Here is a 12,928-nt window from a genome sequence, read left to right as displayed (position 1 = left end):
GAGTAAAGCGGCGCTGCCGCTTTACACCGTTTATGTAGCAGCATTTACAGCAGCAGCCCGCTGGCGCTGACTGCCTCTACTGTTCCCGCAGAGATCTTAGCTTGAACAGCTCACCTCAAGTTTTTTGCCCCAGTCCGGCGGCCGACGCATTAAATCAGCGAACTCCGGTGCGTCATCAAAAGGCCGCGACAGCGCCTGATGCAGACGGGTAAGCACGCTGATATCATCCTTCTCCGCCTGTTCAATCGCCTGCTGTGCCAGATAGTTCCTTAAAATGATGGCGGGATTCACCTGCTTCATCTTTTGCTGGCGCACCGCATCGTCGCCCTCTTCCTGCAACAGACGCTGGCGATAAACGTTGTACCAGCTGTCAAAGGCCTCGCGATCGATAAACTCGTCCCGCAGCGGCGAGCGCGACTGCTGCTGCTCCGTGTCGCAAAGCAGACGAAACGTCAACGTATAGTCGCTGCCCTCTTTCGTCATCAGCGACAGCAGCCCGGTCAAAATATCGTTATCATCTTTGCTCTGGGTCATCAGCCCCAGCTTCGCGCGCATCTGCGCTCCCCAACAGCGCATCAGCTCCGGTTCATATTCCGCCAGCGCCTGCTTCAGCTGCGTGGTATCCAGCAGCCCGGACAGCGAATGCGCCAGCCGATTCAGATTCCATAGCCCAACCACAGGCTGATTATCAAAGCTATAGCGGCCCTGATAATCGGAATGGTTACAGATAAAGTCCGGCTTATAATCATCCAGAAAACCGTACGGCCCGTAATCCAGCGTCATCCCCAGCACCGACATGTTGTCCGTATTCATCACCCCGTGCGCAAAACCAATGCTCTGCCAGTGCGCAATCAGCCTGGCCGTGCGCTTAACCACATCGCTAAACCAGAGCAGGTAGCGATCCGCTTCATTTTGCAGCTCCGGCCAGTGGTGGCGAATCAAATAGTCAGCCAGCTCCCGCACCTTTTCAGGCTGCTGTGCGTAAAAGAAATGCTCAAAATGGCCGAAACGAGCATGGCTTTCCGCCACGCGTAGCAGCATCGCACCGCGTTCAGTAGTCTCACGCTGCACAGGTTGATCGCTGGTCACGACCGTCAGCGCGCGCGAGGTCGGCACGCCAAGATGGTACATTGCTTCAGAGGCAAGAAATTCACGTAGCGAAGAGCGCAGCACGGCACGACCATCGCCCATGCGCGAGTAAGGCGTCAGACCGGCACCCTTCAGATGCCAGTCCATTTTACGACCGTCGGCCAACTGCTGCTCGCCCAGCAAAATGCCGCGCCCGTCACCTAACTGACCTGCCCAGACGCCAAACTGATGCCCGCTATAAACCTGAGCCAGCGGCTGCATTCCCGGCAACAGCTCTTCGCCGCTCCAGACGGCGGTTTTGTCAGCGCGGAACCAGCTCTCGCCCAGCCCCAGCTCCTGAGCCAGCGAGGCGCTGTGATAAAGCAGACGTGGGTTTTTTAACGGCGTAGGTTTCAGAGCGGTGTAAAATCCTGCCAGCTCGTTATGCCAGGTATTATTGAAGTGCATGCGGTCCCCTTAAAATTTACTGGCACCCGCTTTGCGCTTGCGGTACCGGCTTTAAGTGTAAACCGCCTGCGCACAAGGGAACACGGATTTGTTAAGGGGTTATTGCTGAATCGGTCATTAACTCTTTGGGCGGCACCACCAGCGTGGTCAGAGACTCTTCGGTTACCGGGGAAAACAACGCGCTCTGGATCCCATCAAACTGATATTGACTAACCTTTTCCAGCCCGGTCAGGTCGTCCACGCCCTGCACGATAACCTGCTGACAGTGTGGCTTAATATGTTCCAGTATGGAGTTGATAAAAGGACGGAAAGAGAGGCGGTTAATATTATGCTGAATAAAACCCTTGTCGATTTTTATACGAGAAAAGAGATTGTCGTATACCGCTTTTGATGGCGCTTTACCCGCGCCGTAATTTGCTAAAGATAAATCGAACCTTTCGCTTAGCGCCATCAGGCCCGGATTGTCTTTCCCCAGTTTTAAATCCGTAAAGCTCTCGGTAATTTCCAGCTCCAGCCAGCAGAGCGCATCCAGTTTACGGCTTAAAAACTCGCTTTCCAGGATAGTCTGTGCCAGTAACTCATCTATTTTTAGCGTAACTTTTACTTTTTGCTGACAGAAAAAGTCGAGATGTCTTTCAATACTGTTAATCTGATTTTGTAATAGAACGATGCGCTGTTCCTTACAGAGCTGCGGCAGCAGCAGCTCCTGTGGGATCGCCACGTTCGCCGTGCTGTGGGAAAACTGCGTCAGCAGCTCGACAGCGATAAGCTGCCCGCCGAAGCAGTAAATCGGGTTGAATGACGTGTAACTTTTATAATCCGCTTCCAGATGGATATTCATTCTTATTCAGCCATGATGAAGTTGTCATCCGCGCAGGCACATGGCGATGACAACGCCAGGGTTAAAGACGACCGCAGCAGAATAGCTCGGGTAAAGCCCACGCAACTAACTTAACCTAGCACATATTTTTTAAAAAAGATGCTGTGATATTAAATCACATTTAAATAGCGGCAAATCCCTTTAAACCGTTTCTTTAACCTTCCTTTACAAAATTCGACAAGGGAAAAGCCAGGCCAGCTATTTATAAAGACTTTCTATAATTACCCTGCTAAGCAATAGCGGTGCCTGCCACCGCTTATATAAATCAACTTATGGATAAATAAGCTTTTTTGTGACGGCCATCCCGTACATAACTTCCCACCGGTTAAATACGTCTTGCCTGCCAGAAAACCTTTTTCCAGTAAACGTTATTCAGCGAGGAACGGATAACGCCCTGACTGGTTGAGGCGTGAATAAACCTGTCGTCAGTATCGTAAATCCCTACATGCAAACCATTTTCCCCGGCTCCCGTTTTGAAAAACAGGAGATCGCCCGGCAGCAAATCTTTTTTGCTGATGCGCGTGCCCGTTTCGGTCTGCGCGATGGTGGTACGCGGCAGCTGAAGGTTAAAGCGGTCGCGAAAAGTCAGATAGACAAAACCGGAGCAGTCAACGCCATTACGTCCCAGACCGCCATAGCGGTAAGGCGTGCCGTGCCACTTGCCAAGCTGTGCATTTAGCTGGGCGATCACGGTAATAGAGTCAGAAAGACGACTGTTCGGCGGCGGCGCGTGGCTGCTACAACCCGCCAGCAAAATCGCAATCAACAAAAGTCCGTAGCGCATAACATGCTTCCTTTAATCATTGCCACTACCGAAAGCCACCCTGACCGGTTGGTTAATTAAACGTGGTCAGGAGTTCCCGACCGTTTGCAGAAATTTTTGTAAAAGGCACGCCATAGACAGCAGAAAGGCGTTCTGGTTGCAGCACTTCTCTGGCTGTACCCTGCTGTAAAAGCCCGCCTTCTTTCATTAGCCAGACGCGCTGAGCGTGGTGCAGGGAATGGTTCACATCATGTCCGCTCATCACCACCGTCAAGCCTTTTGCCACCCATGCCGCAAGACAGCGATCGAACGCGGCCTGCTGCGCCAGGTCCAGACCGGTTAGCGGCTCGTCGAGCAAGAGCAACGCGCCCTCCGGTTGCGCCATCTGGCAAAGCACGGCGGCCAGACGTACACGCTGCCACTCACCGCCGGAAAGCTGGCCAGGCGCGCATGACAGCTTATCCAGCAGCTGAAAGGTTTCACACAGCGTCAGCAACGCTTCTTCGCTCTCGTCGTTTATCTGGTGCATTTTCAGATAGTGCCAGACCGGCATACCCCCGGCCGCCATCTGCTGCTGAGCCAGATACGCCCGGTGCCTTGCCAGCGCGTAACCCGACCATGCAGCCAGCGGCTTACCGAGAAAGCAAATCTCGCCTTCTGACTTAATCATCCCGGACATGGCCGCCAACAGCGAGCTTTTCCCTGCACCGTTTGGGCCAAGCAGGTGGATCAGTTCGCCCTGGCCAACCTGAGCCGTAAAGGGCTGAAGGCGTCGCGCTACGGCAACGCCCTTACAGCTCAGCAGCATCTATTTTGCCAGCGCCGCTTTAATGCTTTCCATTACGATAGGGTCTTCCGGCGTCATATCCGGAGAGAAACGTTGCACCACGGTCCCGTCGCGGCCAATCAGGAACTTTTCAAAATTCCATAAAATATCGCCCGGTTCTTTTGGCCCACGACCTTTACTGAGCATTTTTTCCAGAAAACCGCTCTCTTCCGGCTCGACGGCTTCCGGCCTGGCGGCAACCAGCTGCTGGTACAAAGGATGACGCTGCGGGCCGTTGACTTCGATTTTACTGAACATCGGGAAGGTCACGCCATAGGTGGTACTGCAAAATGTTTTGATCTCTTCTTCACTGCCCGGCTCCTGTCCCAGAAACGCATTGCAGGGGAAACCCAATACGGAAAAACCGCGATCGGACCAGGCCTTATGAATGTTCTCTAACTGTTCATATTGCGGCGTCAGACCACATTTTGAAGCCACATTAACCACCAGCAGCACCTGGCCTTGCCAGTTTGCCAGGGTAGTGGCTTCACCATCCAGCGTGACCAGTTCTGTATCGTAAATACTCATTGGTTTTTCCTGTTTCAGTAGAGAGAAAAGCTGACCGATGGTCAGGCTCGATTGCGTAAAAGTAGCCAGATAAAAACCGGCGCGCCAAGCGTTGCCGTCACTACGCCAATCGGTAATTCTGCCGCAGCGATGGCGGTGCGTGCAAGAATGTCCGCCGCCAGCAGGACGCCGCCGCCGGCCAGCGCGCAGGCCGGTAACAGCATACGATGATCGTTAATATTGTTCAGGCGCAAAATATGCGGTACAACCAGGCCGATAAAGCCAATGGCCCCGGCCATCGCCACGCTGACGCCGGTCAGCCAGCCGGTAGCCAGTACCAGCACATTGCGCCACAGCAGCAGCGGCAGGCCCAGCTGACGGGCGGACGTCTCGCCCAGCGCCAGCAGGTTCAACACGCGCCACTGGCAGCAGAGCCAGACCAGCACCGGCAGCAACGCAATCATCAGCCCGCCGTAGCGCCAGTCAACGCCGCTAAAGCCGCCCATCATCCAGTACATCAGCTGGCGTAAATCCAGACTGGAGCTGAAATAGACGGCCCAGGTCATTACCGCGCTACAGATAATGCCTAAGGCGACGCCTGCCAGCAACAGTCGGCTACTGGAGAGCGAACGGCGAGAAAAGCGAAGCAGGATAAAGGTAATCAACAGCGCGCCTGCGATGGCAAAAACGCTGACGGGCCATAAGCCTGACAGACCGGTGAAGATGCTCAGCACCAGTCCGACACCGGCACCGTTCGCTACCCCAAGCAAACCGGGTTCGGCCAACGGGTTTTCAAACAGCGCCTGCATAATTGCACCGGTAACCGCCAGCGAAGCGCCCACCAGCACTACCGCCAGCGTACGCGGTAAGCGCAGCTGCCAGATAAAGAGCTGATTCTGTCCGGCAAACCAGCTTTGCGGCCATAGCCAGCGATCGCCGGCACAAAGGCTCAGTAAAACCATTAACAAACAGAAAGCCGCCAGTGCGGCCAGCCAGCGGCGCTGATGCCGACGAGCCTGCGCCACCTGTTGTGCAAGCGGGGTCATAAATCTTTTCCAGAACAGCCCAAAATTCAGGGATAAAAAAGGCCGCATTAAGCGGCCTTTTGTAGAGCATCGATTAGTCTTCTTTCGGCGTAGCGTTCTCGACCCGGCTTTTCAGCTTCTGACCAGGACGGAAAGTTACCACACGACGCGCCGTAATCGGAATATCTTCGCCGGTCTTGGGGTTACGTCCCGGACGTTGATTTTTGTCGCGAAGGTCGAAGTTGCCAAATCCTGACAGTTTCACCTGTTCACCGTTTTCCAAAGCACGTCGTACCTCTTCAAAAAACAGTTCTACCAGCTCTTTGGCATCCCGTTTGCTAAGCCCAAGCTTTTCAAACAGGTATTCAGACATCTCAGCTTTTGTAAGCGCCATAGGTTCAATCCCTCAAGGTTGCCTGGAATCGCTCTTTTAACGCCGCAACACATTTGGCGACGGTTGCAGCGATCTCCTCTTCTTCGAGTGTCCGGCCGGTATCTTGCAAAATCAGGCTGATAGCAAGGCTCTTAAAACCTTCATTAACACCCTTACCGCGGTACACATCAAACAAGTTTACGCCAACTACCTGATTTACGCCAACTTTCTTACATTCGGCGATAATATCTGCTGCGGGCACGTTTTCAGCCACCAGCACAGCGATATCACGACGGTTTGCCGGGAAGCGTGAAACCTCGCTCGCTTCAGGCAGGACGCGGTCTGACACCTTGTCCCATTCCAGTTCAAAGACCACGGTACGGCCGTTAAGATCCAGTTTCCGCTCAAGTTCCGGATGAACAACGCCCAGGTAACCGATACGCTGATCCTGCAAATAAATTCCGGCGCTCTGTCCCGGATGCAGCGCCGTATGAGCCTCAGCGCGGAACTCAATTTCGCTCAGTTTGCCTGTCAGATCGAGTACGGACTCTAAATCACCTTTTAAATCATAGAAGTCAACTGCCTGACGCGCCAGATCCCAGTGTTCCTCATAGCGAGCGCCGCTAATCACGCCCGCCAGCATAACATCCTGCCGGATACCGAGGTTTGCCTGTGTATCAGGCACAAAGCGTAAGCCGCTTTCAAACAGGCGCACGCGGCTCTGCTGACGATTCTGATTGTAAACCACCGCAGACAGCAGGCCGGTCCACAAAGAAAGACGCATTGCAGACATCTCAACGGAGATAGGGCTTGGCAGCACCAGGTTTTCTTCGCCCGGATGCAGCAGCGCCTGCACTTTAGGATCGACAAAGCTATAGGTAATCGCTTCCTGATAACCTTTGTCTACCAGCATCGCCTTCACGCGCTTCAGCGACAGATTAGCTTCGCGGTGCGAAGTCATAATCAGTCCCGCCTGAACCGGCACGTCAGGAATATTGTTGTAGCCGTATACGCGGGCAACTTCTTCCACCAGATCTTCTTCGATTTGCATATCGAAACGCCAGGCTGGTGCCACCGCCTGCCAGAAACCCTCACCTTCACTGACTTCACAGCCCAGACGGCGCAGAATGTCGCTGACTTCGCTATCGGCAATAACGTGACCAATCAGGCGATCCAGCTTTTCCCGGCGCAGCGTGATGGTTGCACGGACTGGCAGCGCTTCCTGATGAGTCTGGTCGATAACCGGGCCAGCTTCGCCGCCGCAGATATCCAGCAGCAAACGCGTAGCGCGCTCGATGGCTTTATATTGCAGCTGGAAGTCAACGCCGCGCTCATAGCGATGCGAGGCATCAGTATGCAGACCGTGACGGCGCGCGCGGCCGGTGATGGAAAGCGGGCTAAAGAAGGCGCACTCAAACAGCACGTTGGTGGTTTCTTCATTGACGCCGGAATGTTCGCCGCCAAAGATGCCGCCCATTGCCAGCGCTTTATGATGATCGGCAATCACTAAGGTGTCGGCGTTCAGCTTCGCCTCTGTGCCGTCAAGCAGCGTCAGCGTTTCGCCCTCTTCCGCCATGCGCACAATGATGCCGCCGTCGAGACGGTCAAGATCGAAGGCGTGCATTGGCTGACCGAGCTCAAGCAGCACGTAGTTGGTAACATCCACCACGGGATCGATTGAGCGGATACCGCAGCGGCGCAGCTTCTCTTTCATCCACAGCGGCGTGGCGGCTTTAACATTGATGCCTTTAATAACGCGCCCCAGATAACGTGGGCAGGCCTCAACCGCATCAACGCGGATGGGAAAGGTGTCCTGAACAGATGCGGTTACCGGCTCAATCACCGGCTCAACCAGATCCATTTTATTCAATACCGCAACGTCGCGCGCGATACCGATAATACCCAGGCAGTCTGCGCGGTTAGGCGTTACGCTGATTTCAATGGTGCTGTCGTCAAGCTTGAGGTATTCACGAATGTCGGTGCCAACGGCGGCGTCCAGCGGCAGTTCAATAATGCCGTTATGATCGTCAGAAATACCCAGCTCGGAATAAGAACAAAGCATGCCTTCTGAAGGCTCGCCGCGCAGTTTGGCCGCTTTGATTTTAAAGTCGCCCGGCAGAACCACGCCAACCGTCGCTACGGCCACCTTCAGACCCTGACGGCAGTTTGGCGCGCCGCAGACGATGTCCAGCAGGCGATCGCCGCCGACATTAATTTTTGTTACGCGCAGTTTGTCCGCGTTAGGATGCTGGCCGCATTCTACAACTTCGCCCACCACCACGCCGTGAAAAGCGCCGGCCACGGCTTCTACGCCGTCCACTTCCAGACCGGCCATGGTAATTTGTTCGCTAAGTGCTGCACTGTCTATGGCTGGGCTAACCCACTCACGTAACCAGAGTTCGCTGAATTTCATCGGTGTTGCCCGCCCTTATTTAAACTGTTTGAGGAAACGTAAATCATTTTCAAAGAAAGCGCGCAGATCGGTCACGCCATAGCGCAGCATAGTCAGACGCTCCATACCCATGCCGAAAGCGAAGCCGGAGTAAACTTCCGGATCGATGCCGACGTTGCGCAGCACGTTCGGATGCACCATGCCGCAGCCCAATACTTCCAGCCACTTGCCGTTTTTACCCATAACGTCCACTTCCGCAGAGGGTTCGGTGAACGGAAAGTAGGAAGGACGGAAACGGATCTGCAAATCTTCTTCAAAGAAGTTGCGCAGGAAGTCGTGCAGCGTGCCTTTCAGATTGGTAAAGCTGATATTTTTATCAACGATCAGGCCTTCCATCTGGTGGAACATTGGCGTATGCGTCTGATCGTAGTCGTTACGGTAAACGCGGCCTGGCGCGATAATGCGGATTGGCGGCTGCTGGTTTTTCATGGTGCGGATCTGCACGCCGGAAGTCTGCGTACGTAACAGACGCGTGGCATCGAACCAGAACGTATCGTGATCGGCACGTGCAGGGTGGTGGCCAGGAATATTCAGCGCGTCGAAATTATGATAGTCATCTTCGATTTCCGGTCCGGTTTCCACGGCAAAGCCCAGCTCGCCAAAAAACGTTTCGATGCGATCGATAGTCCGCGTGACCGGATGCAGGCCGCCGTTTTCGATACGGCGTCCCGGCAGAGAAACATCAATCGTTTCCTGCGCCAGTCGGGCATTCATTTCAGCAGATTCCAGCTCGTTTTTACGTGCGTTCAGCGCTTCCTGAACCTGCTGTTTCGCTTCGTTAATAACCGCGCCCGCCGCAGGACGATCTTCCGTTGGCAGATCGCGCAACGTGGTCATTTGCAGCGTTAACTGCCCTTTTTTACCCAGAAATTCAACGCGTACCGTTTCTAACGCGGCAACATCGTGTGCATTCTTAATGGCCGCTTGCGCGTTCGCCACCAGTTCTGCGAGATGTGACATGCTTTCCTCTTCTTCCAGCCGCCGTGGCCGGTCTGTTTTTATATGGGGACGACCCCGTCCTGGACAGGACGCGCCAGAAATAAAAAAGCCTCCACGAGGGAGGCTTTTAGCGCGATTTTTCGTTTCTTTTCTTTGCGCACAAGCCCCCGATGTTCAGGTGCTAAAGTAAAAAAAGAAGCGGAAATTCGCGGTCATGATGCGTTACCTTGTCGCCGGGCTGCTTAGCTGTGGCCCTATTGAAAAGCGCATGGACAAAAATGTCAATCTTTTGCTGTGGTTACAAAAATAAAAGAGGGAGACCAGCTCCCTCTTTCACCTGACTTACGCCAGAGCTGTTTTCGCTTTTTCGACCAGGGCAGTAAATGCCACTTTGTCGAATACGGCGATGTCAGCCAGAATCTTACGGTCGATTTCGATCGAAGCCTTTTTCAGGCCATTGATGAAACGGCTGTAAGAAATACCGTTAGTGCGTGCCGCTGCGTTGATACGCGCGATCCACAGCTGACGGAACTGACGCTTACGCTGACGACGGTCACGGTAAGCATACTGACCAGCTTTGATAACAGCCTGGAAAGCAACGCGGTAAACACGAGAACGTGCACCGTAGTAGCCTTTAGCTTGTTTTAAGATTTTTTTGTGACGTGCGCGAGCAACTACACCACGTTTTACACGAGCCATTTAGCTCTCCTGTTTAATATTCTGTTTAAAAAAAATGACTTATGCGTATGGCAGGCAGGCAATAACCAGACCCAGATCGCCTTTGGACACCAGGCCTTTCGGACGCAGGTGACGCTTACGCTTGGTAGATTTTTTGGTCAGAATATGACGCAGGTTTGCGTGTTTACGCTTGAAGCCGCCAGAGGCGGTCTTCTTGAAGCGCTTGGCCGCGCCACGTACAGTTTTAATCTTTGGCATTTAAAAACATCCACTTCGCATTGTTAATAAAATAAAACAGGCAGGCGAACAGCGATCTGACGGCACGCCGCCGAATCGCTGTCACTTTAGGGCCTACTGTTTCTTCTTAGGAGCGAGCACCATGATCATCTGGCGACCTTCGATCTTCGAAGGGAAGGATTCGACAATCGCCAGCTCCATGTCTTCGCACAGGTCTTTACGGATGCGGTAAAGCATTTCCATACCGACCTGCTGGTGAGCCATTTCACGACCGCGAAAACGCAGCGTGATTTTAGCTTTATCACCTTCTTCCAGAAAGCGAATCAGGTTGCGTAGTTTTACCTGATAGTCGCCATCATCGGTACCAGGACGGAATTTAATTTCCTTAACCTGGATAATCTTTTGCTTTTTCTTCTGTTCTTTAGAAGATTTGCTTTTCTCGTAGAGGAACTTGCCGTAATCCATGATACGGCAAACGGGCGGCTCGGCGTTAGGGCTGATTTCTACTAAATCAACGCCTGCTTCCTCAGCTTTTTCCAAAGCCTCATTCAGACTGACAATACCAATCTGCTCGCCATCGACGCCAGTCAGACGAACCTCAGTGGCGCGGATTTCTCTGTTAATGCGATTAGGACGCGCCGGTTGAACTCGTTTTCCGCCTTTAATACCTTATTCCTCCAGTTGATGAAGATTGCGACTGCGGATTTCATCCTGCAGTTTCGCGATCGCTTCGTTTACGTCCATGCTGCCCAGGTCTTTACCACGGCGGGTGCGAACGGCAACCTTGCCTGCTTCCACCTCTTTATCACCACAGACCAACATATAGGGGACACGACGTAACGTGTGCTCGCGGATTTTAAAGCCAATCTTCTCGTTTCTCAAGTCCGCTTTTACACGAATGCCCGCATTCTGAAGTTTTTGGGTCAATTCTGCAACATATTCGGACTGACCATCGGTGATATTCATCACCACCACTTGTACAGGAGCCAGCCAGGTTGGGAAGAAACCGGCATACTCTTCGGTTAAAATACCGATAAAGCGCTCCACTGAACCCAGAATAGCGCGGTGAATCATCACCGGCACCTGACGTTCATTATTTTCACCCACGTAGGAGGCGCTCAGGCGGCCCGGCAGCGAGAAGTCCAGCTGAACAGTGCCACACTGCCATGCGCGATCCAGACAGTCATGCAGGGTAAATTCAATTTTAGGGCCGTAGAAGGCACCTTCGCCCGGCTGATACTCGAACGGGATATCGTTCTCTTTCAGCGCGGCAGCCAGGTCGGCTTCTGCACGATCCCACTGTTCATCAGACCCGATGCGTTTGGCCGGACGGGTAGACAGCTTCACCACGATTTTTTCAAAACCGAAAGTGCTGTACATGTCATACACCATACGGATACAGCTGTTTACTTCCGTTCTTACCTGCTCTTCCGTACAGAAGATATGGGCATCGTCCTGAGTAAAGCCGCGTACGCGCATCAGGCCATGCAGCGCGCCAGATGGCTCGTTACGATGACAGCTACCAAATTCGGCCATGCGCAACGGCAGGTCGCGGTAGGATTTTAGACCCTGATTGAAAATTTGCACGTGACCAGGGCAATTCATTGGCTTGATGCAGTATTCACGGTTCTCGGAAGAAGTGGTGAACATCGCTTCTTTGTAGTTTTCCCAGTGGCCCGTTTTTTCCCACAGCACGCGGTCCATCATCAGCGGACCTTTCACTTCCTGATAGTTATATTCAGTCAGCTTGCTGCGCACAAAAACTTCCAGCTCGCGGAAAATCGTCCAGCCATCGTTATGCCAGAACACCATGCCCGGCGCTTCTTCCTGCATATGATACAGGTCAAGCTGCTTGCCAATTTTACGATGGTCGCGCTTGGCTGCTTCTTCCAGACGCTGTAAATAGGCCGCCAGCTGCTTTTTATCTGCCCATGCGGTGCCATAAATACGCTGCAGCATTTTATTGTTGCTGTCGCCGCGCCAGTAGGCGCCGGAAATTTTCTGCAGCTTAAAATGGTGGCAGAAGCGCATATTAGGAACGTGCGGGCCACGGCACATATCCACGTACTCTTCGTGATGATAGAGGCCGGGACGATCGTCGTGGCTAATGTTTTCATCAAGAATGGTCATCTTGTAGCTTTCGCCACGCGCGGCAAAAGCATCGCGTGCTTCCTGCCAGCTAACCTTCTTCTTGATAACGTCGTAATTCGTTTCGGCCAGCTGGTGCATGCGCTTTTCCAGCAGCTCGATATCTTCCTGTGTCAGGGTACGATCGATATCAACATCATAATAGAAACCGTTGTCGATAACCGGACCAATAGCCATTTTCGTGTCAGGCCAAAGCTGCTTGATGGCGTGTCCCAGCAGGTGAGCGCAGGAGTGGCGAATAATTTCCAGACCGGCTTCATCTTTGGCAGTAATGATGGCGACGTTCGCATCTTCGGTGATGGGATCAACCGCATCCACCAGCTCGCCGTTAACACGGCCTGCGATACAGGCTTTAGCCAGACCCGGACCGATGTCCTGGGCTATCTCCATCACGCTGACGGCGTGGTCAAAAGTACGCTGACTTCCATCAGGAAGTGTAATTACTGGCATGCTAAATCCTTACCTGCAGTGGTAACCCATACGCAAGGCTACATACAAAAGTTAGTTTATTTATATATCAGGCGGTTGTCTCTTAAAATCAACTCACATTTGTCAATTTGGAAC

The 12,928-nt window shown here is 53.1% G+C and carries 13 protein-coding genes and 1 other annotated feature; all 13 genes read right to left on the bottom strand.

What is annotated here, in order from left to right:
• Positions 1-96: 96 nt before the first annotated feature.
• Complete coding sequence (locus tag KUE00_RS07755; RefSeq protein ID WP_246759145.1) at positions 97-1,536, bottom strand: protein adenylyltransferase SelO; 1,440 nt, start codon at positions 1,534-1,536, stop codon at positions 97-99.
• 91 nt (positions 1,537-1,627) lie between these two features.
• On the bottom strand, positions 1,628-2,377 hold the full coding sequence (locus KUE00_RS07750) for an EAL domain-containing protein (protein WP_246759143.1): 750 nt from the start codon (positions 2,375-2,377) through the stop codon (positions 1,628-1,630).
• Positions 2,378-2,741: 364 nt separating this feature from the next.
• Positions 2,742-3,200, bottom strand: coding sequence for a C40 family peptidase (locus tag KUE00_RS07745; protein WP_246759141.1), 459 nt, complete (start codon positions 3,198-3,200; stop codon positions 2,742-2,744).
• 52 nt (positions 3,201-3,252) lie between these two features.
• Entirely contained in the window at positions 3,253-3,987 is a 735-nt protein-coding gene (btuD, locus tag KUE00_RS07740) for a vitamin B12 ABC transporter ATP-binding protein BtuD (protein ID WP_246759139.1), read from the bottom strand.
• On the bottom strand, positions 3,988-4,533 hold the full coding sequence (locus tag KUE00_RS07735; RefSeq protein ID WP_246759138.1) for a glutathione peroxidase: 546 nt from the start codon (positions 4,531-4,533) through the stop codon (positions 3,988-3,990).
• Positions 4,534-4,574: 41 nt separating this feature from the next.
• A complete protein-coding gene (btuC, locus tag KUE00_RS07730) occupies positions 4,575-5,558 on the bottom strand; it encodes a vitamin B12 ABC transporter permease BtuC (RefSeq protein WP_246759137.1) in 984 nt (327 codons plus the stop codon).
• A 73-nt stretch (positions 5,559-5,631) separates the two neighbouring features.
• Positions 5,632-5,931 carry an integration host factor subunit alpha gene (gene ihfA, locus KUE00_RS07725; RefSeq protein WP_004157378.1) on the bottom strand — a complete coding sequence of 100 codons (300 nt, stop codon included), beginning with the start codon at positions 5,929-5,931 and terminating at the stop codon, positions 5,632-5,634.
• Positions 5,932-5,935: 4 nt separating this feature from the next.
• A complete protein-coding gene (gene pheT, locus KUE00_RS07720) occupies positions 5,936-8,323 on the bottom strand; it encodes a phenylalanine--tRNA ligase subunit beta (RefSeq protein ID WP_246759136.1) in 2,388 nt (795 codons plus the stop codon).
• A 15-nt stretch (positions 8,324-8,338) separates the two neighbouring features.
• Complete coding sequence (gene pheS, locus KUE00_RS07715) at positions 8,339-9,322, bottom strand: phenylalanine--tRNA ligase subunit alpha (RefSeq protein ID WP_246759135.1); 984 nt, start codon at positions 9,320-9,322, stop codon at positions 8,339-8,341.
• Between the two features lie 78 nt (positions 9,323-9,400).
• Positions 9,401-9,525: a sequence feature (Phe leader region), on the bottom strand.
• Between the two features lie 118 nt (positions 9,526-9,643).
• Positions 9,644-10,000, bottom strand: coding sequence for a 50S ribosomal protein L20 (gene rplT / locus KUE00_RS07710; protein ID WP_246759134.1), 357 nt, complete (start codon positions 9,998-10,000; stop codon positions 9,644-9,646).
• Positions 10,001-10,039: 39 nt separating this feature from the next.
• A complete protein-coding gene (gene rpmI, locus KUE00_RS07705) occupies positions 10,040-10,237 on the bottom strand; it encodes a 50S ribosomal protein L35 (protein WP_010275699.1) in 198 nt (65 codons plus the stop codon).
• A 93-nt stretch (positions 10,238-10,330) separates the two neighbouring features.
• Positions 10,331-10,882, bottom strand: coding sequence for a translation initiation factor IF-3 (gene infC, locus KUE00_RS07700; protein ID WP_246759303.1), 552 nt, complete (start codon positions 10,880-10,882; stop codon positions 10,331-10,333).
• Positions 10,883-10,885: 3 nt separating this feature from the next.
• Positions 10,886-12,814: a threonine--tRNA ligase gene (thrS, locus tag KUE00_RS07695; RefSeq protein ID WP_246759133.1), complete on the bottom strand. Its 1,929-nt coding sequence runs from the start codon at positions 12,812-12,814 to the stop codon at positions 10,886-10,888.
• Between the last annotated feature and the right edge of the window lie 114 nt (positions 12,815-12,928).

Origin of the sequence: Erwinia phyllosphaerae (genome assembly GCF_019132875.1) — a bacterium.
In the GTDB taxonomy this organism is placed as follows: Bacteria; Pseudomonadota; Gammaproteobacteria; order Enterobacterales; family Enterobacteriaceae; genus Erwinia; species Erwinia phyllosphaerae.
The sequence above is the reverse complement of the archived record's forward strand: the minus strand, read 5'-3'. Positions and strand labels throughout refer to the sequence as shown.

Excerpts from the sequence above, each read along its gene's own strand:
- KUE00_RS07750 (WP_246759143.1), bottom strand. The coding sequence starts at position 2,377 with ATGAATATCCATCTGGAAGCGGATTATAAAAGTTACACGTCATTCAAC.
- rpmI (WP_010275699.1), bottom strand. The coding sequence starts at position 10,237 with ATGCCAAAGATTAAAACTGTACGTGGCGCGGCCAAGCGCTTCAAGAAG.
- btuD (WP_246759139.1), bottom strand. The coding sequence starts at position 3,987 with ATGCTGCTGAGCTGTAAGGGCGTTGCCGTAGCGCGACGCCTTCAGCCC.
- KUE00_RS07745 (WP_246759141.1), bottom strand. The coding sequence starts at position 3,200 with ATGCGCTACGGACTTTTGTTGATTGCGATTTTGCTGGCGGGTTGTAGC.
- KUE00_RS07755 (WP_246759145.1), bottom strand. The coding sequence starts at position 1,536 with ATGCACTTCAATAATACCTGGCATAACGAGCTGGCAGGATTTTACACC.
- thrS (WP_246759133.1), bottom strand. The coding sequence starts at position 12,814 with ATGCCAGTAATTACACTTCCTGATGGAAGTCAGCGTACTTTTGACCAC.
- KUE00_RS07735 (WP_246759138.1), bottom strand. The coding sequence starts at position 4,533 with ATGAGTATTTACGATACAGAACTGGTCACGCTGGATGGTGAAGCCACT.
- btuC (WP_246759137.1), bottom strand. The coding sequence starts at position 5,558 with ATGACCCCGCTTGCACAACAGGTGGCGCAGGCTCGTCGGCATCAGCGC.
- pheS (WP_246759135.1), bottom strand. The coding sequence starts at position 9,322 with ATGTCACATCTCGCAGAACTGGTGGCGAACGCGCAAGCGGCCATTAAG.
- pheT (WP_246759136.1), bottom strand. The coding sequence starts at position 8,323 with ATGAAATTCAGCGAACTCTGGTTACGTGAGTGGGTTAGCCCAGCCATA.
- rplT (WP_246759134.1), bottom strand. The coding sequence starts at position 10,000 with ATGGCTCGTGTAAAACGTGGTGTAGTTGCTCGCGCACGTCACAAAAAA.
- ihfA (WP_004157378.1), bottom strand. The coding sequence starts at position 5,931 with ATGGCGCTTACAAAAGCTGAGATGTCTGAATACCTGTTTGAAAAGCTT.